General features: G+C 67.7%; 20 protein-coding genes. 13 read left to right on the plus strand and 7 right to left on the minus strand.

The features are described from left to right. Positions 1-132 precede the first annotated feature (132 nt). Entirely contained in the window at positions 133-1305 is a 1173-nt protein-coding gene (locus ACT4MF_RS09935; RefSeq protein WP_444682380.1) for a glycine cleavage system aminomethyltransferase GcvT, read from the plus strand. Between the two features lie 102 nt (positions 1306-1407). Here ACT4MF_RS09935 and ACT4MF_RS09940 read toward each other — a convergent pair whose 3' ends face one another. From ACT4MF_RS09940 to ACT4MF_RS09950, 3 genes are all read right to left on the minus strand, one after another. Then, positions 1408-2118, minus strand: a complete 711-nt coding sequence (locus tag ACT4MF_RS09940) for a hypothetical protein (protein ID WP_099256833.1) — start codon at positions 2116-2118, stop codon at positions 1408-1410. Between the two features lie 62 nt (positions 2119-2180). Further along, complete coding sequence (gene moaC, locus ACT4MF_RS09945) at positions 2181-2687, minus strand: cyclic pyranopterin monophosphate synthase MoaC (RefSeq protein WP_099256832.1); 507 nt, start codon at positions 2685-2687, stop codon at positions 2181-2183. Beyond that, on the minus strand, positions 2680-4128 hold the full coding sequence (locus ACT4MF_RS09950) for an NAD(P)H-hydrate dehydratase (RefSeq protein WP_099256831.1): 1449 nt from the start codon (positions 4126-4128) through the stop codon (positions 2680-2682). The genes moaC and ACT4MF_RS09950 overlap by 8 nt, the downstream gene beginning before the upstream one ends. 133 nt (positions 4129-4261) lie before the next feature. Here ACT4MF_RS09950 and ACT4MF_RS09955 point away from each other — a divergent pair, with 133 nt between their 5' ends. Genes ACT4MF_RS09955 through ACT4MF_RS09965 form a run of 3 tightly spaced genes read left to right on the plus strand, consistent with a single transcriptional unit; the run spans position 4262 to position 7140 of the window. Further along, positions 4262-4447, plus strand: coding sequence for a hypothetical protein (locus tag ACT4MF_RS09955; RefSeq protein WP_144050482.1), 186 nt, complete (start codon positions 4262-4264; stop codon positions 4445-4447). Beyond that, positions 4444-5475, plus strand: coding sequence for a glycosyltransferase (locus ACT4MF_RS09960; protein WP_099256830.1), 1032 nt, complete (start codon positions 4444-4446; stop codon positions 5473-5475). Before ACT4MF_RS09955 ends, ACT4MF_RS09960 begins: the two co-directional genes overlap by 4 nt. Beyond that, complete coding sequence (locus ACT4MF_RS09965; protein WP_444682379.1) at positions 5476-7140, plus strand: DUF2070 family protein; 1665 nt, start codon at positions 5476-5478, stop codon at positions 7138-7140. A 74-nt stretch (positions 7141-7214) separates the two neighbouring features. Here the strand turns inward: ACT4MF_RS09965 and ACT4MF_RS09970 are convergent, their stop codons facing one another. Both ACT4MF_RS09970 and ACT4MF_RS09975 read right to left on the minus strand, forming a co-directional pair. After that, positions 7215-8342, minus strand: coding sequence for a sensor histidine kinase (locus ACT4MF_RS09970; RefSeq protein ID WP_444682378.1), 1128 nt, complete (start codon positions 8340-8342; stop codon positions 7215-7217). Between the two features lie 129 nt (positions 8343-8471). Further along, entirely contained in the window at positions 8472-9485 is a 1014-nt protein-coding gene (locus ACT4MF_RS09975) for a lysylphosphatidylglycerol synthase transmembrane domain-containing protein (protein ID WP_099256827.1), read from the minus strand. 190 nt (positions 9486-9675) lie between these two features. Here ACT4MF_RS09975 and ACT4MF_RS09980 point away from each other — a divergent pair, with 190 nt between their 5' ends. The 3 genes from ACT4MF_RS09980 to ACT4MF_RS09990 all read left to right on the plus strand — a co-directional run bounded on the left by ACT4MF_RS09980 (position 9676) and on the right by ACT4MF_RS09990 (position 12830). Next, complete coding sequence (locus ACT4MF_RS09980; protein ID WP_444682377.1) at positions 9676-10545, plus strand: hypothetical protein; 870 nt, start codon at positions 9676-9678, stop codon at positions 10543-10545. Positions 10546-10591: 46 nt separating this feature from the next. Beyond that, positions 10592-11581, plus strand: a complete 990-nt coding sequence (locus ACT4MF_RS09985; RefSeq protein WP_444682376.1) for a glycosyltransferase family 4 protein — start codon at positions 10592-10594, stop codon at positions 11579-11581. Between the two features lie 202 nt (positions 11582-11783). Further along, complete coding sequence (locus tag ACT4MF_RS09990; protein ID WP_444682375.1) at positions 11784-12830, plus strand: PAS domain-containing sensor histidine kinase; 1047 nt, start codon at positions 11784-11786, stop codon at positions 12828-12830. Between the two features lie 656 nt (positions 12831-13486). On the opposite strand, the gene ACT4MF_RS09995 is transcribed toward ACT4MF_RS09990, so the two are convergent. Together ACT4MF_RS09995 and dgoD are read right to left on the minus strand one after the other, a co-directional pair. Then, positions 13487-14296 (minus strand): SDR family NAD(P)-dependent oxidoreductase, encoded by an 810-nt coding sequence (locus ACT4MF_RS09995; protein ID WP_444682521.1) that lies wholly within the window; start codon positions 14294-14296, stop codon positions 13487-13489. 89 nt (positions 14297-14385) lie between these two features. Continuing rightward, positions 14386-15540: a galactonate dehydratase gene (dgoD, locus tag ACT4MF_RS10000; protein WP_444682374.1), complete on the minus strand. Its 1155-nt coding sequence runs from the start codon at positions 15538-15540 to the stop codon at positions 14386-14388. A gap of 263 nt (positions 15541-15803) precedes the next feature. Here dgoD and ACT4MF_RS10005 point away from each other — a divergent pair, with 263 nt between their 5' ends. The 6 genes from ACT4MF_RS10005 (at position 15804) to ACT4MF_RS10030 (ending at position 22354) form a co-directional block, all read left to right on the plus strand. After that, positions 15804-16445: a bifunctional 4-hydroxy-2-oxoglutarate aldolase/2-dehydro-3-deoxy-phosphogluconate aldolase gene (locus ACT4MF_RS10005; protein WP_444682373.1), complete on the plus strand. Its 642-nt coding sequence runs from the start codon at positions 15804-15806 to the stop codon at positions 16443-16445. Between the two features lie 286 nt (positions 16446-16731). Beyond that, positions 16732-17565 carry an MBL fold metallo-hydrolase gene (locus tag ACT4MF_RS10010; RefSeq protein ID WP_444682372.1) on the plus strand — a complete coding sequence of 278 codons (834 nt, stop codon included), beginning with the start codon at positions 16732-16734 and terminating at the stop codon, positions 17563-17565. 107 nt (positions 17566-17672) lie between these two features. Beyond that, a complete protein-coding gene (locus ACT4MF_RS10015; protein WP_444682371.1) occupies positions 17673-19394 on the plus strand; it encodes a coiled-coil domain-containing protein in 1722 nt (573 codons plus the stop codon). 79 nt (positions 19395-19473) lie between these two features. Beyond that, complete coding sequence (locus tag ACT4MF_RS10020; protein WP_444682370.1) at positions 19474-20379, plus strand: phosphoribosyltransferase HisG-related protein; 906 nt, start codon at positions 19474-19476, stop codon at positions 20377-20379. Between the two features lie 567 nt (positions 20380-20946). Next, on the plus strand, positions 20947-21327 hold the full coding sequence (locus ACT4MF_RS10025; RefSeq protein WP_444682369.1) for a DUF5805 domain-containing protein: 381 nt from the start codon (positions 20947-20949) through the stop codon (positions 21325-21327). Further along, positions 21320-22354: a tyrosine-type recombinase/integrase gene (locus ACT4MF_RS10030; RefSeq protein WP_444682368.1), complete on the plus strand. Its 1035-nt coding sequence runs from the start codon at positions 21320-21322 to the stop codon at positions 22352-22354. Before ACT4MF_RS10025 ends, ACT4MF_RS10030 begins: the two co-directional genes overlap by 8 nt. Positions 22355-22539: the final 185 nt, after the last annotated feature.

The raw sequence follows: 22539 nt of genomic DNA on the forward strand, positions 1-22539 counted from the left end.
GCGGTACGGGGGGAGGAAGCGGCTTGAGGCTGTCGACGGCGGCGGTCGTTTCGCGCCCGGGACACGGAGCCCCGATCCCTCGACGGGGCCCCGATAGCAAGACCTTAGGCCGGGCCGAGAGACGGTGCTGCCATGTCAGACCGACGCACCCCGCTGTACGGGGCCCACGCGGATCGCGGTGCGAAGTTCACCGACTTCGGTGGGTGGCAGATGCCGGTCGAGTTCGACTCGATCAGCGAGGAGCACGCCGCGGTCCGCGGTTCGCTCGGCGTCTTCGACGTGTCGCACATGGGCGAGATCGAGGTGTCGGGGCCGGACGCGACGGCGCTGATGAACCGGCTCACGACCAACGACGTGACCGCGCTCGACCCGGGCGACTCCCAGTACGCCGCGATCACGAACGCGGGCGGCGTCATGCTCGACGACACGGTGGTGTACCGCCTTCCGGACGGGATCGAGGCGGGCGAGGGCGCCGACGCGCTCGCCGGCCTCGACCGCGACCTCGACGCCGGCTCCGGCGACCCCGCCTACCTCTTCGTGCCCAACGCGGGCCACGACGGACAGCTGTACGACCGATGGGTCGACTACCGGGACGGCGAGGGCCTCGACGCCGCGGTCGCGAACGCGACCGACGACTGGGCCATGCTCGCCGTGCAGGGTCCGGACGCGGCCGACGCCCTCGACGAGGCGACCCCCGCCGACCGGGTCGCCGGCCTCTCGAAGTTCGAGGCGACGGTCGCCGCGGTCGCCGGGGCCGACAGCTGGGTCGCCCGGACGGGGTACACCGGAGAGGACGGCTTCGAGGTGATGTGCCCCGCGGGCGACGCCGAGGCGATCTGTGAGGCGTTCGTCGACGCGCCGCGCGCCGCCCAACCCTGCGGGCTGGGCGCGCGTGACACCCTCCGAACGGAGATGGGATACCTCCTCTCCGGGCAGGATTTCGATCCCGAAAGCGAGCCGCGGAGCCCCTACGAGGCGCGGATCGGCTTCGTCGTGAAGCTCGACACGGAGTTCGTCGGGCGCGACGCCCTCGAAGCCCAGAAAGAGGAGGGCGTCGACGAGCGGTTCGTCGGCGTCCGCCTGCTCGACCGGGGCGTCCCCCGACACGGGTACGCCGTCACCGACGGCGACCTCACGCGGGTCGGCCAGCTCACCTCCGGCACGATGAGCCCCACGCTCGACGAGCCGATCGGACTGGGGTACCTCCACGAGCATTACACCGAACCGGGCACCGAGGTGAGCGTCGTCGTGCGCGGCGACGAGAAGCGCGCCGAAGTCGTCATCCCCCCGTTCCTGGACCGGTAGGGCCGGGTTCGACGTTTCAACGGGGCTCCCGAGACCCCCATCGAGTGATTCAGTCGGGGTGGCGTCGGTCGGTACAGTCACCGACCGCCGCCTTCGGGGCGATCAGATGAGACCGGTGATGATCTGCCTGAGATATCGGATCTCGACGAAGCCGGCGAACAGCGCGTACACCAACAGTCGTCCGAGGGTCTCCGCCGTGATCAGGCCGAGCATTTCGAGGTAGGGTGCAAGCACCGCGAGAACGCCGATCGTCGCCCCGCCGGCGGTAGTCGCTCCGAGTGCGCGATCGGCGGTGGCTGTTCCGCGGATGCGACTGGCACCGACCACGAACACGAGGAAGATCGCTGAAGGGATCAGCGTGACGAACGAAAGGAGCCCACCGGGACTTAAAAACCAGTCCGCCTGGCTGTTTCCTCCCGTTTTGAGGACGTAGCTCTCGTTGCCGTCTTCGACGATCACGTGCGCTTCCGAAGGCGACAGATACGAGCCGTACGTGAACTCGTCCGGGAGCTCGTCTTCGCGATACCCGTCGCAGACGAGCATGAACTCCTGACAGACGTCCGGCGTGTAAGAGCCCTCCGCGTTTCTCGTCCGATCGAACAGCTCCCGTGCGACCGGCGAGATCTCATCGTACTCGTAGACGGGGAGTTCGCCCTCGCCCTCCCACTCGGACACCAGCGTGTGAGAGTACTGGTCGGCGTGTATCTCCGTGTACGGCGGCGAAAACGTTCCCGGGTAGAAGAGGAGGGCGACCAGAAGCACGGCGGTCACGATTCCGAGGACTTGGAGGTGTTGATCGGAGAGCGGGCCCATCGTGTCCGGTCGAGACGTAGCAGATCGGTAAATGCTTTCCGCGGAGGCGGCCGTCGGTCCACCTACTCCCCGAGCGCCCGCTTCTCCTTCGCCACGACCTCGACGCCGGAGATTCCGGTGTCCGGATAGCCGCCGTCGGCGTCCTTCTCCGCGGCCTTCACCATGTCCCAGACGACGTTGAGCCCCGTCGTCACGCCCTCCAGCGCCTCCATCTCGCAGCCGGTCTTCCCGGTCGTCTCCACGTCGACCGTCAGCTCGATCCGGTCGTCGCCGACGACGAACTCGGTGTCGACGTTCGTGATCGGGATCTGGTGACACATCGGGATCGTCTCCCACGTGTGTTTGACGGCCTGCACCGCGCCCACCCGGGCGGTCGCGAGCACGTCGCCCTTCCCGACCTCGTCGGCCTCGACGGCCGCGATCGTCGAGGGCGTCAACCGGATTTCGCCGCGCGCGACCGCGCGACGGCTCGTGTCGGGCTTCTCTCCCACGTCGACCATCCTGACCTCGCCGGAGGCGTCGGTGTGAGTCAGCTCGTCGGCGGAGCCCTCTTCGGGATCGTCACTCATCACGCATCGCCTCGGGAAGCCGGTCGATTAAGTCCGTCGCCACGAGGCCGTACCCCGCGTCGTCCGCCGCGGCGTCCCCCGCTAGCCCGTTGACGTACACGCCGACCGCGGCCGCCCGAAACGGATCTGTCACGGCCGCGAGCGCGCCGACCGCGCCCGCGAGCACGTCGCCGGTTCCGCCGACGGTCATCCCCGGATTCCCCGTGCGGTTCAGCCGGACCGCCTCCCCGTCGCTGACCACGTCCGTCGCGCCCTTCACCAGCAGGGTGTGACCGATCTCGTCGGCGAACGACCGCACGAGCGCCGCGCGCTCGTCGGGGTCGCCGGCGGTCTCGCCGCCCATGCCCACCAGTTCGCCCTGGTGCGGCGTGCAGATCAGCTCGGCGTCCGTGTCGATCTCGGGAACGACGCGGAGCGCGTCGGCGTCGACGACCGCGCGCCCGTCGTACCGCGACAGGAACGCTCGGACGAACTGGTGCGTTTCGTCGCCGTCGCCGATCCCCGGGCCGAGCACGACGACGTCGTTGCCGGCGGCCAGATCCAGCGCGCGGTCGACGTGTGCGGGGCGGAGCCGATCGCCCGACAGCTCGCGGACGATGAGGTCGGCCGAGTACCCCTGGACCGTCTCCGCGACGGTCTCCGGACAGGCCACGCGCACGAGGTCGGCGCCGGTTCGGAGCGCGGACCGGGCCGAGAGGGAGGGCGCGCCGGTGTACGGCCCGCCGCCGATCACCAACACCTCGCCGTTCTCCCCCTTGTGAGAGGTCGGGTCGCGCGCGATGCCGAGCAGGTCGCCGGGGCCGGTGAACCGCTCCGCGGCCGCCGGGATACCGATGTCCGCGACGGTCACGGCCGCGTCGAGCGACCCCAGTCCGGGCTTCTCGTCGTGGAAGGTCACGACGCGGTCGGCCTCGACGCAGACCGCGTCGCCGGCCTCGCTTCCGGTCGGCTCGCCGGTGTCGGCGTCGATGCCGCTCGGCACGTCGACGGCGACGACCGCGGCTCCGCTCTCGTTCGCCAGTCGCGCCGCGGTTCGCTCCGGCTCCCGAAGGGCGCCCGTCACCCCGGTCCCGAGCATCGCGTCGACGACCACGTCCGGGTCGTCGAGCGCGAGGTCGGCGGCGTCGGTGACCGTCGCGGTCGATAGGTCGGCGCTCCGGAGCGCCGCCCAGTTCTCGCGCGCGATCTCGGTCCGGATCGACGCGGGGCGGCCGAGCAGGCGGACGGTCACGTCGTACGCCGAGAGGAAGCGCGCCGCGACGAACGCGTCTCCACCGTTGTTCCCGCGCCCGCAGAGCAGTTCGACGCTCGCCCCGGGCTCCGCGATCGCTCGGACTTCCCGGGCGACGGCGTTGCCCGACGACTCCATCAGCTGCTTCCGCGGGACGCCGAGGGCGGCCGCGTTGGCGTCGACCGCCGCCATCCGATCGGTGGTGATCATGGGCGGAGATTCGCGTGCCGGGTGGTTAATGGTGGGGCCGCGAAGGGACGGCGCCGCCGAGGGGACGGGACCGCGTGGGTCGCGAAATGAAAATGTTGATAGCCGTCCGAGGGGAACCCGCGACGTAACAACCGTGGCACAGTCTGGATACGACGACGGCGCTACGGGCCCATCAGCTCGCGACGGCGCGACCGCGACCGGCGCGGCGGTCGCCCCCGCGGACGCGGTCCGCGACGGATCGGCGCAGTCGCCCGACTCCGGTGAGCTCTCCGACGGCGGCGCGAGACAGACGACACGCCGACGGCGAGCCCACGCATGAACATCGGATTCTTCACCGACAGCTACTTGCCCGGCATCGACGGCGTGACGTACACGATCCGCGCGTGGCGGGACCGGCTCGAGGACCGCGGCCACGAGGTGTACGTCGTCTACCCGGCGAGCAGTCACGACCCCGACGAGCGCGAGATCCCCGTCCCGTCGCTGCCGAACCCCTTCTACCGGCAGTATCGCGTTCCGACCTACCGACGCCTCTCGACGCTTCCCGACCTGGACGTGGTCCACTGCCACGGCCCGGCCTCGACCGGCCTGATGGGCCGTCGATACGCGAAGAAGCGCGGTGTGACTTCCGTGTACACTCACCACACCCCCGTGGAGGACTACTTCGTCCAGGGGTTGAAACTGCAGTCGCTGGCCGGCATCGCCGGGCGGGCGTACGTGGCCTACGAGAACCGGTTCCTCCAGTCGTTCGACTGCGTCACCGCCTCGACCTCGCGCATCCGCCGAAACGTGACGCCCCGGAGGCTGCCAGTCGGGATCGAGGCCGACACGTTCCGGCCGGTCGCGGACTCGCGGTTCGCGAGCGACGAGCCGACGGTGGGGTACAGCGGCCGGATGACCCGGAAGAAACACGTCGGCGAGCTGCTCCGGCTCGCCGACCGCCGACCGGACCTGCGGTTCGAACTGGTCGGCGAGGGGCCGGTCCGGGACGACCTCGAACGCGGCGCGCCGGCGAACGTGCAGTTCCGGGATTTCCTCCCTCGCGAGGACCTCCCGGCGTTCTACTCCGCGCTCGACGTGTTCGTCACCGCCTCGACCTGCGACACGCTCGGGCTCTCGACGCTCGAGGCGAACGCCTGCGGGACACCGGTCGCCGCCGCCGACGTCCCCCCGTTCGACCGGACCATCGGCGACGACAACGGCGCCCGGTTCGAACACGGCGACCTCGACGACATGGAGCGCGCCGTCGTCGACTGCCTCGAGGGCGACAGACCGACCCGCGAGGCGGTCGAGGAGTTCTCCGTCGAGCGGACGATAGACGAGCTAGAGGAGATATACGGGGTGTCGTAGATGGGCGCGGACAACGTCGACGTGTTTCAGCGGCTGGTGTTCAGCGTCCCGTCGCTCTCGCGGCAGATCCCCGCGATGGCACTGCTCGCCGTCGCCTACAGCGTCGTCGCGTTCACCGCCTTCTCGATGTTCACGCCGCTGTCCCCGGAGCCGTCGACGCTGCTTCCGGTCGCGGTCCTCCTGTTCCTGCTCCCCTTCCTGTTCGCCGGCGAGCTGTTTCACCGGGTCCTCCCGGGGTACCCGCGGACGTGGAGCTTCTTCCTGGCGCTGACGAACCAGTTGGTGACGTTCGTCCACGTCTTGGTCCTCTCCGGAGCCAACGACGTGGGGAACGCGTGGAGCATCGTCTGGCTCCTCTTTATCACGGTGTACCTGATCAACATCCTCGTGCTCGTGATCTCGACGGGGATCGACCACTACAAGCGGATTCTCTTCGTCGGGCTCGCCGAGCCGGCGGCGCTGATCGCCGCCTTCTACGCGTTCGCCGGCGGCGATCTCGGCTTCACGACGTACCGGCACGTGTTCGCGTTCGCCTCGCTGCTCATCGCGGCGGCGTTCCTCGTGTTGGTGCTCGGGATCGTGGACTACCTCATTCGGAGCAACACCGAGGTCTCCGCGTTCGAACTCACCTCCGGCATCCTGCGGAACGACCGCGCCTCCCTCGACCTGGGCGTCGAGGCCGAGCCCGCCGTCGAGACGCTCGCGATCGACAACGGCGATCGGCTCACCCTCGCCGCGCCGTGGGTCCACCCCGGCCCCCTCGGCGGGTTCGGCGGGGGGCAGCTGAGCGGAAACGTCATCGACGCCCTCAACGACGGCGAGGAGGGCGCCGACGGCGAGAGCGGGTTCTTCCTCCACGTCCCGTGTACGCACAAAGAGGACCTCTCGAATCCGGGCGACGCCGAGAAGATCCTCGACGCCGTCGCCGACCCCGAGCGCGTCGCCCGCGCGTCGCGGCTGGTGAGTCACGACTACGGCGAGATCGAGTTCTACGGCCGGCGGATCGGCGACAAGCAGGTGATATTCCTTCACGGCGAGGGGATCGACGACTACGACACGGGCGTGTTCATGAGCGACGTCGACAAGTCGGAGGTGCTGCTCGTGGACCTCCACAAACACGACCTCCAGAACGGCCCGGAGAAGGAGGTGCTGTACGGCTCCGCCGAGGCGGACCGGCTGAAACGCCACTTCGACGACTTCCGCGAGCGGCTCGCCGACGCGCCGCGTTCCGACTACGCGGCCGGCTTCTCTGTCCGCCACGCGGACCAAGACGTCGCGGCGATCGTCGAGTCGGTCGACGGGCAAGAGGTCCTGTTGATGGGGATCGACACCAACGGAGTTACGCCGGACGTGCGGGAGCTGGCGGCCGACTACCGCGAGACGTTCGACGAGGTCCTGATCTTCTCGACGGACACGCACGCCTCGATCCACGAGCTCGCGAACACGACGCGATCGGACACCGACGCGCTGACGGCGGCGGTCGAGCGCGCCGCCGGCGACGTGGCCCCGGCGACGGTCGGCCTGACGAGCCGGCGGACCCGCCCGCTCAAGCTTCTGAAGAACGATTACAACGGCCTCGTCTTCAGCGTCAACATCCTGATCCGGCTCACGATCATCGCGCTCGCGATGCTGTACGCGCTGCTCGTCATCTGGCTGTTCTTCTGACGGGCCGGACCGCCCCGGGTCGGCCTTCGCCCCCGACCGGTCGTCGACGCGGCGCGCCCGCGCAGCGCTCGTCCCTACGGGGCGACCACGTCGGACACCTCGAACCGCGCGCCGCCGTCGGCGCCCTCCTCGACCGCGATCCGCCACCCGTGGGCCTCGACGACCCCCTCGACGATCGCGAGGCCGAGACCGATCCCCTCCGATCCGGTCGTGAACCCCGTCTTGAAGACCCGCTCCCGGTCCGCCTCCGGAATTCCGGGGCCGTCGTCTTCGACGTAGAAGCCGCCCCCGTCGTCGAGCGGTCCGACGCGGATCGACACGTCGTCTCCCCCGTGTTCGATCGCGTTCCGGAACAGATTCTCGAAGAGGTGGCGCACGCGGCTGGGGTCCGCCTTGAACCGGAGATCCGCCGCCACGCTCAGGCTCGCGTCGTCGGTCCGCACCGCGTCCCAGCACTCCTCGACGACCGCGTCCAGCGAGAGGAGCTCCGTCTCCTCGACCTCCTGTCCCTGTCTGGCCACCGTGAGCACGTCGGCGATCAGGTCCTCCATCCGGTCGAGGGACCGCGCGGCGATCTCGAGGTGCTCGCTGTCGCGGGAGGAGCGTTCGATGTCGACGCGCCCCTGGGCGACGTTCAGCGGACTTCTGAGGTCGTGCGAGACGACGCTGGCGAACTGATCGAGCCGGTCGATCTTCGCGTCGGTCCGCGCCTCCTGGAGCTCCGTTTCCAGCATCCGAGCGATCAGCTCCGCGAACAGCGTCTCGGCCTCGTCGAACGGCTCCGCGCGCGGCTCCATCGAAACGAAACAGAGCGTTCCGAAGAGCTCGCCGTCGATGGTGATCGCGCTGCCGTGGTAGCAGTGGAGCCCGTACCGCTGGAACGCGGGGTCGTCGGCCAACCCCTGCTCCGGCGCGTCGTGTAGCCTCACGGGGCTCTCGCCGTCGATCGCCAGCCGGCAGTACGTGTTCCGGAGATCCAGCTGGAGCCCGGCCGGGAACGTCCCGCCCTCGGGGTCGGTGCTCGCGATCGCCCGCCAGTAGTCGCTCTCGGGGTCGATCCGCGTCAGGTGACCGTTCTCCACGCCCAGATACGTCTCTCCGACCGACAGCGCCAGCGTCGCCTTCTCTTCGAACGGGAGATCCCGGCCCATCACCTCGTAGAGCCGCTCCCGGGCCTCCGTCGCGCTGAGAGCATCGCCCATGTATAACGTTCGAATACCGGGCACACCGACAAAAATGGCCCTGTTAGCTGGGTGTCGACTCTCGCCGGTCAATGCGTGTCTCGCGTTCATGCGTCACGGGTGGGAGTCACAAGCCCCGCAGGCGCGGTGTCACTGGACCGTTCGGACGCCGAGCACCGACGCGGAGACGCCGCCGATCGCCACCGGCATCCAGTAGACGCCGCCGCGGAACACGAGCACGGCGGCGGTGACCGCGGACGCCGGGACGCCCGTCGTGGGGACGAGTAGCGCGACGAACGCCGCCTCGATCCCGCCGAGCCCGCCCGGGAGTGGGGTCGCGCCAGCGACGTACGCCAGCGGAACGGCGAACAGCGGGACCACCGGCGAGATCTGGTGGCCGACGGCGGCGAACGCGACCGTGAGCGCGGCGGCCTGGAACAGCCAGCCGGACAGCGAGAGCCCCACGGCCGCGGCGAGCCGCCCCGGGCTCGTGCCGACGCGCTCGATGTCCTCGAAGAAGTTCCCCAGCCTGTTGGCGATCCCGGCCTCGACCGTCGCGGCGTCGAACCGGTCCAGCCGCCCGGCGAGCCCGCCGACCGCGCTGGGGAGCCGGTCGACGACGACTCGCCGGTACCGCCAGCCCAGACCGATCCCCGTGACGATCGCCGCGATCAGCGCGACGGCGACGGCGACGGCGATCTCGATCCGTTCTCCGACCGCGGCGGTGGTCGCGTAGTAGCCGACGCCGAGGAACACGATCGAGATGGAGGGGACGACGTTGAGCACGTCGACGCTGGCGATGCCGACGAGCCCCGTCTCGTAGCGCGACCCGGAGACCCGCGCGATGAGCGCGGCGGCCACCGGCTCGCCGCCCGCCTGCCCGAACGGGGTGATGTTGTTGGCGAAGACGGCCCCGGAGTAGACGAGGAACGACGTGGCGACCGAGAGGGAGACCTCCAGCGAACCGAGGACGGTCCGGAGCATGAGGCTCCACGCGACCAGCCAACAGAGCGCGAACCCGAACGTCGCCGCGACCAGGGCCGGCTCCGCCGCCAGCAGAGTCTCGATCACGCGGTCCGCTCCGACGACGACGAAGAGGACGGCGAAGACCGCGACCGCCGCGACTCCGCCGATGACCAGTCCGCGCCGCTGGCTCCCGTCCATAGGGGGTATGGCGGGGTGTCGGACTTGAAACGTCTGATTGGTTCTCGCCCGTCTCGCGGGGCGGTATTCCGAACGAGCGCGGCTATCGAACTGCCACAGATCGGGCTTCTCAGGCCGGGAGGAGCCGGATACGCTTCCCGAGGCGGCACCAACAAGAATACAACCGTCGACGGGGAACTGTCGCGTACTTATGGACGATCAGCGGTTCCTCGAATCGGAGTGGGATTACTGTCTGGTGTTGGACGCGTGCCGCTACGACGTGTTCGAGGACGTGTACGACGAGTACCTCGACGGCGACTTAGAGAAGCGTCGGAGCGTCGGGTCGTCGACGCCGGAGTGGGCCTCCCGGACGTTCACCGGCGACCACGACATCGCGTACTTCTCCGGGAACCCGTTCATCAACGATCTGGGGATCCCGCTGAACGAGCTGAAGTGGGGCGCGAGCTGCGACTACGAGTGGACCGCCTCCGAGCACATCAGCGACATTCACGACGTCTGGAAGACCGGCTGGGACGACGATCTGGGCACCGTCCCGCCGGAGGGGATGACAGAGGCGTACCGCAACAACCTCGACGCCATCGAGCGCGCCGACCGGACCGTGCTCCACTACATGCAGCCGCACGCGCCGTACCTCTCGCGCGGATCGGGCCAGAAGCTCAAGCAGATCCAGAAGGGGATCAAACGGCAGGAGGAGGAAGAGGCCGAGGGCGGTGACGCGGCAGACGACGGCGGCCTCCTCTCGTCGCTCAGCGACTCGGTCCGACCGAAGATCGAGAGCCGACTCGACGACAGCGAGTTCGCCCAGAAGGCGGGGTTGTGGCTGGAGCTCGACCCCAAGGATCTCATGACGGACGGCACCCGCGTGACCGCGCTCAAGCTGTACGAGGAGAACCTCCGGATCGCCCTGGAGTCCGTCTCCGAACTCGTCGACGAGCTCGACGGCGACGTGGTCGTCACCGCGGACCACGGCGAGGCGTTCGGCGAGGAGGGCGTGTGGGAACACCACATCGAGACGTACATCCCCCCGCTGATGGAGGTCCCGTGGCTGGAAGTGGAGTGAGCGTCGCCGGTTCGAGCCGCAGCTTCGGGACGGCCCCTGTTCCGCGATGAAGGTCAGCCACTACTTCGAGTTCGAGGACCACGTCACCGGCGGCATCCACGAGTCCGTCGTCCACCAGCGGAAGATGCTCGATCGCGAGGGGATCGCGTACACGACCGAGCCGACCCTCGACGCGGACGTGTTCCACTGCAACCTGATGGGGCCCCGATCGGTGTGGTACGCGAAGCGCGCGAGCGACCGCGGGATCCCCGTGGTCGCGCACACCCACGTCACCGCGGAGGACTTCGGCGACAGCTTCCGTTTCACCAACGCGCTCGCGAAACCCCTCAAACCGTACCTCAGCCGGGCGTACGGGCTCGCCGACGCGCTGGTCTGCCCCTCCGAGTACAACCGCGGCGTGATCGAGGGGTACACCGACGCGCCGACGACCGTCATCTCGAACGGCGTCGACCGCGAGAAGCTCGCCGGCTTCGAGTCGCTGGAGGCCGAGTACCGCGAGCGCTACGACCTCGACCCGCCGACCGTCTTCCTCGTCGGCCACGTGATCAAGCGGAAGGGGTTGGAGACGTTCGTCGATCTGGCCCGCGAGCTCCCCGATATCGACTTCGCGTGGTTCGGGCCGCTCGACCTCTCGCTGAAGGGTCGGGAGACCACTCGACTCATCGAGGAGTCGCCGGACAACTGCACGTTCACCGGCTTCGTCGACGACGTGCGTGGCGCGTTCGCCGCCGGCGACGTGTTCCTGTTCCCGACCCACGAGGAGAACGAGGGGATCGCGCTGCTGGAGGCGATGACCGCCGGGACGGCCGTGGTCGTCCGCGACATCGAGACGTTCTCGTGGCTCGACGACGGCGAGGACTGCCTGAAGGTCGACCCCGACGGCGACGACGAGACGGCGGCGTTCGCCGACGCGATACGCCGGCTGTCCGACCCCGCACTCCGCGAGCGACTGGGGTCGAACGCGGCGGCGCGCAGCGCGTCGTTCTCGCTCGACGCGATCGCCGAGCGATACCGGGCGCTGTACGAGTCGCTCTGAGCGTTGGCCACCCCGCCACCGGTTGCGGGACGCTGCTCGCGAGAGACGCGAACTGGACGCGCGACGCCGATCGACGATCAAACACCCCCGGTGGGTGGGTCTCTCTATCCTCGATCCCTGGAAACAACGCGGCCCTACCCACCGATCTCGGCTTCGAGGATCCACGATCGGTGTTTATCAATCTCGACGCGAATACGTCGCTATGACCCACGGTTCGCTCGGGAAGCGGCGCGATTTCCGAGCCCTGTTCGATCACCTCGACGGAGTCGCGCTGTGGACGGCCACCGAACCGGGAACGTTCGACTACATCAGCGCCGGGTTCGAAGACATCTGGGGGCTCCCTCCCGGCGATGTCAAAGACGACATCAGCCTGCTGATCGACAGTATCCATCCGGACGACCGCGAGCGGGTGCGTGCAAACATCGAGGAATCGGCCCACGGAGTCCGTGACAAGGCGTACGAGGGCCGCGTCATCCAACCCGACGGATCGGTTCGGTGGGTGCTCACGCGTCAGGTCGCGCTTCGAGACGATGCCGGCGAGGTCACCGAAGTCGTCGGCATCTGTACGGACATCACCGAGCAACAGCGCCGCGAACGGGAGCTCGAACTGCTGAACCGAATCGTCCGCCACGACATCCGAAACGATATGGCAGTCGTGCTCGGCTGGTTGGAGTTGCTCGAATCCCACGTCGACGCCGAAGGGGAAGAGTACCTCCGCAAGATCCTCGCCAGCGGAGAGCACGTCGTCGAACTGACCGAGACCGCACGCGATTACGTCGAAACGGTCGTCTCAGACGGGGATCTCTCCGTGGAGCCGGTCTCGCTTCGAACGGCCCTGACGACCGAACTGTCGCTCCGCGAGGAGTCGTTTCCAGAAGCCGAGTTCGCCGTCGATGAACCGGTCCCCGACGTCGCGGTGGCAGCCGACAGCATGCTCAGCTCGGTGTTCCGGAACCTCCTGAACAACGCCGTTCAGCACAACGACAAGGACGCACCGTTCGTCGAGGTGTCGTGCGCTGTCCGAGACGACGCTGTCGAAGTCCGAATCGCGGACAACGGGCCGGGAATCCCGGACGACAAGAAGGAGATCGTGTTCGGGAAAGGCGAGCGGGGACTTGGAAGTCCGGGAACGGGAATCGGGCTGTACCTCGTTCAGTCACTCGTCGCTCAGTACGGCGGCAGCGTTCGGATCGAAGACAACGAGCCGACGGGCTCCGTGTTCATCGTCGACCTCCCACGCGTCGAGTGAGGCCACCGCGATCGCGCCTGCGGTCGATCGGTCGTCAGTGATTCGAGCTGGCGTCGTTAGCGTTCGCCCCGTGCCGCCGGGAGCACGACGCTCGCCGACGTCGTAATTTTCTAAAAAATGATGGTAAGAGCGTCTTAACAGAAACTGTATATTTCAAACGTCACCGTTCGTCGCGTCGGGATCTGCGAGACACACCGTAGTTCCCGCTGTTTCGTGGGCTGATAGCGACGTATTTGTCGCAGAGGAACCGACACAACTACCCAGTGACCTGCCGGTTCAGCCAACGGCACCGAACCAGTGAGAAGAGCCGTGGAAGTGACACGGCCGCACGTATAACCGGCGAGTCGAACCGGAATCGTTCGGATCGAATCGTTCGGTTCGAATCGTTCGGATCGCATCTATCGATGGGTATCCGTCGCTCCGCAGGTCGAGGTTCCGATCCGTATGGGTTTGTGAAAGCGTAACTTCACGATCGCAGCGATCGCCCGCTCGATCATCGGCACTACGACGCAGAGTGTCGATCCGACCGCTTCACGAATCTGATTGCTGGTGTAATACTAAGAAACATAACCTATCTTTCTATTATATTCGGTTTATATTTTGGATTTTAGCGACAGCCAACGGAGCCCGTCGACGCCCGCCTGACCGCCGATCGGTCACGCGTCGCGCCGGTAGTCGAGGTACTGATCGTCTTGCATCACCTGCGAGCGCCCCCCGTCGATCAGGATACTCTCGCCGGTGATGAAGCTCGCGTCGTCGCTCGCGAGGAAGGCGGCGAGCCCGGCCACGTCGGCGGGGGTTCCGAGCCTCCCCACCGGGTGGATCTCCTCCGTATACTCGTAGTCGTCGCCCAACTCCTCCTCGGTGCGGTCGATCTCGATCCAGCCGGGGTTGATCGTGTTCACCGTGATCCCGTCCGGGCCGAGCTCCAACGCCATCGCGCGGGTCATCCCGTTGATCCCGGCTTTGACCGCGTTGTACGGGAACAGCCCCGGCATCGTGAGGAACGCGTGGTTCGAGGACGTGTTGAGGATGGTCCCGCCCGGGGGCATGTGGTCGGCGGCGTGTTTCGCGCACAGCCAGAACGCCCGGAAGTCGGTTTCGAGGACGAACTCCCAGTCGTCCGTCGTCGCTTCGCGTGCGGTCGTCTCCGTCTGGACCCCCGCGTTGTTCACTAATACGTCGATCCGACCGTACTCCGCCGCCGCGTGTTCGATGAGCGCCTCGATCTCCGCGGGCTCGCGCATGTCCGCTTCGATGAAGGTGGCCTCGCCGCCCGCCGACTCGATATCGTCGACCACAGCTTGACCGGCGGCGACCGATCGACCGGTCACCACGACGGCGGCGCCCTCGGCGGCGAAGCGACGGGCGACGCCCTCGCCGATCCCCCGCGTCGACCCGGTGACGACGGCGACGGTGTCCGCGTGTCTGTTCGCGACGGCGTTCTCGGTCGGGTCGGTCGATATCACGTCCACTACTGGCGAGCGCTCGGGCAAATAATCACCGTCTGGAGGGGCCGCACCGAGGCGCTCGGCGCCGAACCGCTATCGGCCGCTTACCACTCGGCGACGCTCCCGTCCGCGTGGCGCCACACGGGGTTGTGCCAGTCCACGTCTCGTTCGGCCTGCGCGCGGACGTGCTCCTCGTCGATCTCGATCCCGAGACCGGGCGCATCGGGGATCTGGACGTACCCGTCCTCGTAGTCGAAGACGGACGGGTCCGCGAGGTAGTCGAGCACGTCGCTCGTCTCGTTGTAGTGGATGTTGAGGCTCTGCTCCTGGATGAAGGCGTTCGGCGAGCAGGCGTCGACCTGCAGGCAGGAGGCTAACGCGATCGGCCCCAGCGGGCAGTGGGGCGCCATCGCCACGTCGTACGCCTCGGCCATCGCGGCGATCTTGTTCACCTCGGTGATCCCGCCCGCGTGCGAGAGGTCCGGTTGAATCACGTCGACGGCGCCGTCCTCGAAGACCTCCTTGAAGTCCCACCGGGAATACATGCGCTCGCCGGTCGCGATCGGCGTCGTCGTGTGTTGGGCGATCTGCGGAAGGGCGTCGTTGTGCCCGGAGAGGACGGGTTCCTCGACGAACATCGGGTCGTACGGTTCGAGCGCCTCGACGAGCCGCTTCGCCATCGGCTTGGAGACGCGACCGTGGAAGTCGACGCCGATGCCGACCTCGTCGCCGACGGCCTCCCGGACCTCCCGCAGGCGCGTCGCCGCGGCGTCGACGGTGGCGGGGTCGTCGATCCGCTCGATCTCCTCGGTCGCGTTCATCTTCAGCGCGGTGAACCCCGCCTCGACCTGTTCTCGGGCCTGTTCCGCCACGTCGGACGGGCGGTCGCCGCCGATCCACTGGTACACTCGGATCCGCTCTCGCGCCGCGCCGCCGAGGAGTTCGTACACCGGAACGTCGAGCCGTTTCCCTTTGATGTCCCAGAGCGCCTGATCGATGCCGGCGATGGCGCTCATCAGGACGGGACCCCCGCGATAGAACCCGCCCCGGTACATCGCCTGCCAGTGGTCCTCGATCCGACCGGCCTCCTTCCCGAGCAGGTAGGTGTCGAACAGCTCTTCGACCGCGGTTCGCACGGTCTTCGATCGCCCCTCGACGACCGGCTCCCCCCACCCGACCGTGCCGTCGGCGGTCTCCACGCGGAGGAAGAGCCACCGCGGCGGCACTTCGAACAGTTCGTAGTCGACGATTTCAGCCATTCCTTGGTGGGTGTATCCAACCGTTTCTGTTAGTCGTTTCGGGTACCGCTACGGCGAGGGCGGTCGGTTGCGCGGTGTCGTTGCCGGCGTCTCGACGCGTATCCATTACAAAATTAAGGGCGTAATTATCGTGGCGAGTCGCCGTCGTCAACGGCCTCGATTCCGCGGAAGACGGCGCTCGAAGGGCACCCTCCCACAGCGCTCGCCGACGCCATCGGTCGCGAGCCGTCTCATTTATCACGCTCACCGTCCGGTGTAACGGTATGCAGGCACAACGAGTCGATCAGATCCGGGAGGGCGGCGTGGTCGCGATCCTCCGCGGCGTGGACCCGGAGTCGGCGGTCGACGTGGCGGACGCCGTGGTCGAGGGCGGCGTCACGGCGCTCGAAGTGACCGCGGACACGCCGAGCGTCACGGAGACGATCGGCACGCTCGCCGACCGCTTCGACGACGTGCTCGTCGGGGCCGGGACGGTTCTGGACGCCGAGACGGCGCGGGCGGTACAGCTCGCGGGCGCCCAGTTCCTCGTCACGCCGACGGTCGACGACGGCGTGATCGAGGTCGGGAACCGCTACGGAACGCCGGTCGCGACCGGCGCGTTCACGCCGACGGAGGCGCTCCGGGCGTACGAGGTCGGTGCCGACCTCGTGAAACTGTTCCCGGCCTCGACGGGCGGACCGGACCACGTCGCCGCTCTCGGCGGCCCGCTCCCGCAGATCCCAATCGTCCCGACCGGCGGGGTCGGTCCGGACAACGCCGGTGCGTACATCGAGGCGGGAGCCGCGGCGGTCGGCGTCGGCAGCGCGATCGTCGACGCCACCGCGGTCGCTGACGGCGACTACGAGAGTATCGCCGAGAACGCGCGTCGAACGGTCGACGCCGTCGCGGCCGCCAGGGACCGATAGCCGACCGCGATCGGCAATTCGGGAACAGCCATTCGGGAACAGTCGGCTCCCGTCTCTCCGCCGTTTCTCGCTGAGCCGTGGGTCCAGCCGTTACGCTGGGCGTTTCATCCTTGCCTCCGCGAGGCGAGGATGGGTTCATTCTGTATCGCGACATACGATATATCCGTTCGTTCTCACACGGGTTTTCGTCGTTTTATTAGCAACGAATTTTCGGTCAGTCCCGCAGATTGGTCGAATCCCCGCCGACTCCGGAACGATTACCCCGCCTGCACACACACCACCGGCCATGACCGATTCCGACTGGGGCGACTGGCTGCCGCGTGCGGTCGCGGAGGCCGACCCCGACACGGTGTCGCTGTGGTACCTCGGCTGCAACGGGTTCGCGATCAAGGGGAGCGAGGGGACCGTCCTCTGGATCGACCCCTACGTCGGCACGGGCGACCCCCCGCGCACGGTCCGAATGATCCCGGTCCCGTTCGACCCCGAGGACGTCGACGAAGCGGACGCGGTGCTGGCGACCCACGAACACACGGACCACGTTCACGGCCCCTCGCAGGCGCCGATCCTCGCGAACACCGAGGCCGACTTCGTCGCCCCCGACGACTCGCTCGCGGTCGCCCGCGAGGAGGAGCGCTGGACCGAGCACTGGGACGTGGACGAGGAGGCGTTCCTCGAAGTGACCGAGGGCGACGAGCTGAAGGTAGGCGAGTTCACCGTCCACGTCGTCGAAACGCAGGACGCAGACGCGACGCACCCGGTTGGGTACGTCATCGAACACGACTCGGGTACCCTGTTCCACGCCGGCGACAGCAAGCCTTCGGCGTCGTTCGAGGGGCTCGCCGAGGAGTTCGACATCGATCTCGGGATCTTGGCGTTCGGCTCCGTCGGCAGGATCCCGGACAAGGAGACGGGTGACCCCGTCGAGACGAAGTGGTACAGCGACGAAAACGAGATTGCCGCCGCCGCCGAGGATCTGGCGCTCGACCGACTCGTCCCCACCCACTGGGACATGTGGAAGGGGTTGACCGCGGACCCGACCGCGCTCCACGAGCACGTCCGGAGTCGTTCGCACCCGAACCGCTTGGAGGTCGTCGAGATCGGCGACCGGATCGACCTGTAAGCCGACGGCCTCAGACCCGCCGACACCGCGGGATTTCACCGATCGGTGGTTATCAGCGCCGAAACGCGGCCCGTGGATTTTAAGCCCCTGCTCCGGGAGGTTTCCGTATGAGCGAACGGACGGCAGAAGCGACGACGACCGTCGACGAGGACGGTATTCGCGTCGAGAAGTCCTTCACGGACGACGCGTTCCCCGTGCCCGCGGTGATGTACGAGCTCTCCTCAACCCGCGAGGACCCAGTGCGCGTGCGCATCGTCGACCGGATCCCCGAGTCGTTCCCGATGGACCGGATCGGGTTCCACCCGGAGTACGAAAGCGAGAACTGGACCGCCTACAAGGACCACCGGGTGGAGTTCGAGCGCGTGATCGACCCCGGCGAGGAGATCGAGACGGTGTTCGGCATCCGCGACGACGATCCCGACCTCGACGGCTTCCTCGGGACGCCCGTGATCGAGCACGTCCCGGTCGGCGAGGAGATCGAGGACGTTCTCGGCGCCGGCGACACAGACGCCGTCAGAGAGGTACTCTCCGGGGACCGCGCGACGCTGCCGGGAATGGACGAACCGCTCCCCCCCGAAGATGACGCGTCCGAACCGGTCGGTGAGGAACCGATCGGCGAGGGCTCGGTTGACGAGGAACCGATCGACGAGGAGTCGGCCGACGAGGAACCGGCCGTCAGTGCCTCGGAAACCGACGACGGCGACGCCGAGGCGGTCGCTGAAGCGGAACCGTCGCCCGACACGGCGGACGCCGACGCACCCCCGACGGCCACGGAGGAAGACGAGGAGTCCGACCACGCGGAGGCCCCCGAACCGCGAGCAGTCGCCGCCGGAACCGCCGCCGTCACGTCGCGCGACGAGGCGTCGGTAGCGGAGGAGTCCGATACCGACGAGGCTGAAGCCACCGAGCCCATCGACGATAAGCGACACGAACAGACGGACACAACCCCAGCGCCTCCGGCGAAAGAGGGGCTCGCGGCGGCGCTCGCGTCGGAGATCCGCGCGGGCGAGGTGGACGATGACGACCTCGAAACCCTCCGATCCGAACTCGACGTTGGCGTTCCCCGCAGCGTGGACGTGCGGATCGCCCGGCTGCAGTCGAGCGTCGCCGACATCGAGGCGTACGCCGACGCACTCGCGGAGTTCATCGACGGCGAGGGGACCGCCCGCGAAATCCTCGACGAACTCGACGAGAAAGTCGACGCCGTCGAGTCCGAGATGGCCGCGATCGACGACCGGTTCGCGTCCGCCGACGCGGACCGAGAGGACCTGCGCGAGGAGGTCTCGCAGGTCGACGAGTCGGTGGCGTCGGTGACCGACGAGGTCGATTCCGTCACCGATCGCGTCGACGGCATCGACGACCGGGTCGGTGGCGTGGAATCGGACGTGTCGGAGGTCGAAGAGTCTGTTTCCGGCGTGAAAGAGACCGTCTCCGGCGTCGAGGAATCGGTCGCGACCGTCGAGGAGACCGTCGACGGCGTGACGGACGACGTGTCTCGGCTCGACGACGAGACGACGGGCCTCGACGAGGCGGTCGACGACCTCGGCGACGACATCGAGACGCTGTACGAGGAGGTCGACGACGCCGCCGCGGGGCTGGAGGCAACGGAGAAGCGCGTGGACGACGTGGAGGGGCGGATGGAGCGGTTCGACGAGGAGTTCGACGACCTCTGGGACGACCTCGCGGAGGTCGACACCCGCCTGACCGACATCGAGGAGCGGCTCGGCGAGGATCTCGACGACGTGGAGGCGGAGCTCGACGCGATCAACGACCACCTCGAAGAGCTCGAAGCCTTCAGAAAGCGGCTCAACGAGGCCTTCGGCCCCTGAATACGGGTCCACCGACCCCTCGAAATCGCACCGAACCGAAAGCGCAACCCGTTTTACTCGCGGCGGCCCAGTTCCGGTAATGAGCGAACCGGTACCGGTCGCCGTGCCGCGGAAAGGCCGCCCGCTCGAGGCGGTCCTCGAACGGATCGCGGCCGTCGGTCCCGACGACCGGCTCGACGCGCTCGCGGACCGCGTGAGCAACACGCTCCGGTACGAGAAGGCCGTCACGAAGGGGCGGGTCGACGCCGATGACGGCCCGTACGAGCGCCTGACCGAGTACTCCGACCCCGACCACCCGGCCCAGCCCGAGTTCACGCTGCTGCGCGACGATCGGGACGGCAAGCCCCGGCGGATCGTCTTCGACGCGGCTACCGTCGACCTCGGAGACGTGACGCTGAAGCTCGTCGGCCGCGAGGAGCCGTTTCGGGCCCTTCGGACCCACGAGTTCGCGATCGGATTCGACTCCGCGGACCTCGTGTTGGAGGAGGTCGTCGGGATCCGATCGAGCGGTCTCGGCCAGATCGCCGACATCAACGAGCGGATCGACCCCGTCGACACCGACGTGCGCGTGGTCAACGGGCTCGGAGATACGGTGTACCATACGCTGATGGGGCGACCGGAGGGGATCGACCCCGGCGTCGACCTCGACCGGGCGTTCGTCGCGGAGCACGAGGGACCGCTCTGTATCTCGCCGCGCTACGAGCGACTCGTCACCGCCGTGCTGGGGACGGATGCGCTGGAGGGCGTCGACTTCGTTTACCCGAACGCAGACGAGGAGGAGGAGGCCGCTATCGCCCGAACCGGACTCGGCGTCTACCTCACGGTCACCGGCTCGACGGCCCGGGAACACGGGCTCGTCGTCGGCGAGCACCTGTTCCCCAGCGAGACCGTGCTGATGCGGAACGCCGCCGAACGCGACCCGGCCGTCGAACGCGCGCTCGACGCGATCGCGGTCGAGGAGTCGTCCTCCGAGATCCGGGTCTAACCCGGCCACTTTCTATAGCGGCATACGATATAGGCGTCGCCGGGCGATCGCCGTTTCCGGGACCCGAACAGCCGAGACGTGGTGCGTTCGACCGAAGGTCGGTGTTTTGCCGCTGAGGCGCCGTAGCGGGTCCGCAGCTGGCTCGCCGCGTTCTCTCTCCCTGCTCCACAAGCATCCCGTCAGCGCCGGGAGAACGCGCTCACGCGTCCGAAGAAGATGCCGCCACGCCGACTCCGGTGCCTCCAGCCCGGCGGGTCGTAGCGTCTGGATCGGCGTGGACCGAGACGATCGCCTTTTGCTCCGAGAAACTCGGTCACCCGCACCGACACCAATACCCCGGTCGACTGTGCGATACTGGCACAGTATGCGTCAGCGAGTATCGAGCGTCGGTTCGGCTCTCATTTCATATCTCGTTTTGTATCACTACGCGGCCGTTTTGGTAGTACTATAAAAATGGATATGCCGTGCTTACCTCGGTAATGGTGGGCCTACAGTGCTGTATAAGTGAATTTATCCCGAATTGTGGGGTAGATTGAAGATGGAGGCCCGAGTAGCCCGGATCGAACGATGAGCGACGACCGGCGCTCGGTGAAGACGTACGTCCCCGAACGGCAGAAGGCGACCTGGCAGGATCACGCCGATGAGTTGGGGATGTCACAAAGCGAGTTCGTCAGAACGATGGTACAGGCCGGGAGACGCGGGTTTTCGATCGAGGCGAGCGAAACCCCCGCCGAACCCGATCCGACGGGGTCTGACCCCGGGGGTAGCGGCCTCGAAAGACGGGTCGAAGCGGCGCTCGCCGACGGCGTGCTCTCGTGGGAGGAACTCGTCGACGCGGTGTTCGACGACTTCGAGGGCCGGCTGGAAGACGCGCTCGATTCACTCCAGGACCAAAACCGAGTTCGGTACAACGGACGGAAGGGAGGGTACACGCTGATCGATGAGTAGCACGCGAGCCCCGGCCGAGGTCGACGACCCGGTCGCGTACTTCCTCGAGGACCTCACCTACCACGGGAAAACCGAGCGGACGCGCGACTCCTACGAGCGCGTGCTTCGTCGGTTCGAGTCGTTTCTCGATCCCGGAACGACGCCGGCGTCGGCGACCCATCGCGACTGCATGGCGTTCGTTCACTCGCTGCGCGGCGACGTGGCCGACAGTACGGTGGCGACGTACGCCGCGTATCTGCACCGATTTTACGGGTACATGACCGAGGTGGGCGTCTTCGAAGGGAACCCGATGACGCTGGTGATGGAGGAGATGGACGAGACGGTGGATAAGGACCCGGCGCGGCGGGACGTGTCGATCCCGGCGATGCGCGAGTTCGTCGCCGGCGTTCGACACCCGCTCCACCGCGCGCTCGTCGTCACTCTGTTGAAGACCGGCATGCGGGTCGGCGAGCTCTGCAACCTCGATCTCCGCGATCTCGCGATCGACGACGAGGAGGTCGAGGCGGCGTACGCGCTCGGGACGCGACCGGCCCTCGCGGACCGCCCGAATTCGCTGTACGTCACGCCGGACGCCGCCGTCGGCGAGGAGCTGAACGGCGAAGTCCGCACCGCATCGAACAAGCGCAAGCGGGCCACCGTGATCCCGGTCGACGAAGAGCTGTCCCGGACGCTGAAACGGTGGCTCGCCGTTCGACCGGACGGCGCGTCGGCCGCGGACCCGCTGTTCGTCGGCACCGCGGAGGGATGGGGCGAGCGACTCGACCCACAGGCGGTCAGACACGTCGTCGAGCGCCACGCCCGAGACGCGGGCTGGTACCGCACGGGCGGCGGCGCCGCAGAGAACGTGACGCCACACTACTTCCGTCACTTCTTCACGACGCATCTCCGGGACCGGACGGGGGACCGCGGCGTCGTCAAGTACCTCCGCGGCGACGTCGCCGACGACGTGATCGACACCTACACCCACAACTGGGGAGACCAGGTCCGAGAGACGTACGAAGCGAACGTGTACCGGCTGTTGGGGTAGGACGGCACCGCAGTTTCGCTCGCACACATTTCTGTCGTGACGACGGCAACACAGATCGTGTTCGATCGCAGCCGGATAAATCGCATGTCGCTATACAGAAATAGTGCCGTGGAGTTGCGAATACCATCAATCCTATGCACGGGTCGGCGGCTGAACGCGGCGTGACTAGCGGATCAAGAACCGAG

The organism is Halorubrum sp. FL23 (assembly GCF_052439115.2).
In the GTDB taxonomy this organism is placed as follows: domain Archaea; phylum Halobacteriota; class Halobacteria; order Halobacteriales; family Haloferacaceae; genus Halorubrum; species Halorubrum persicum.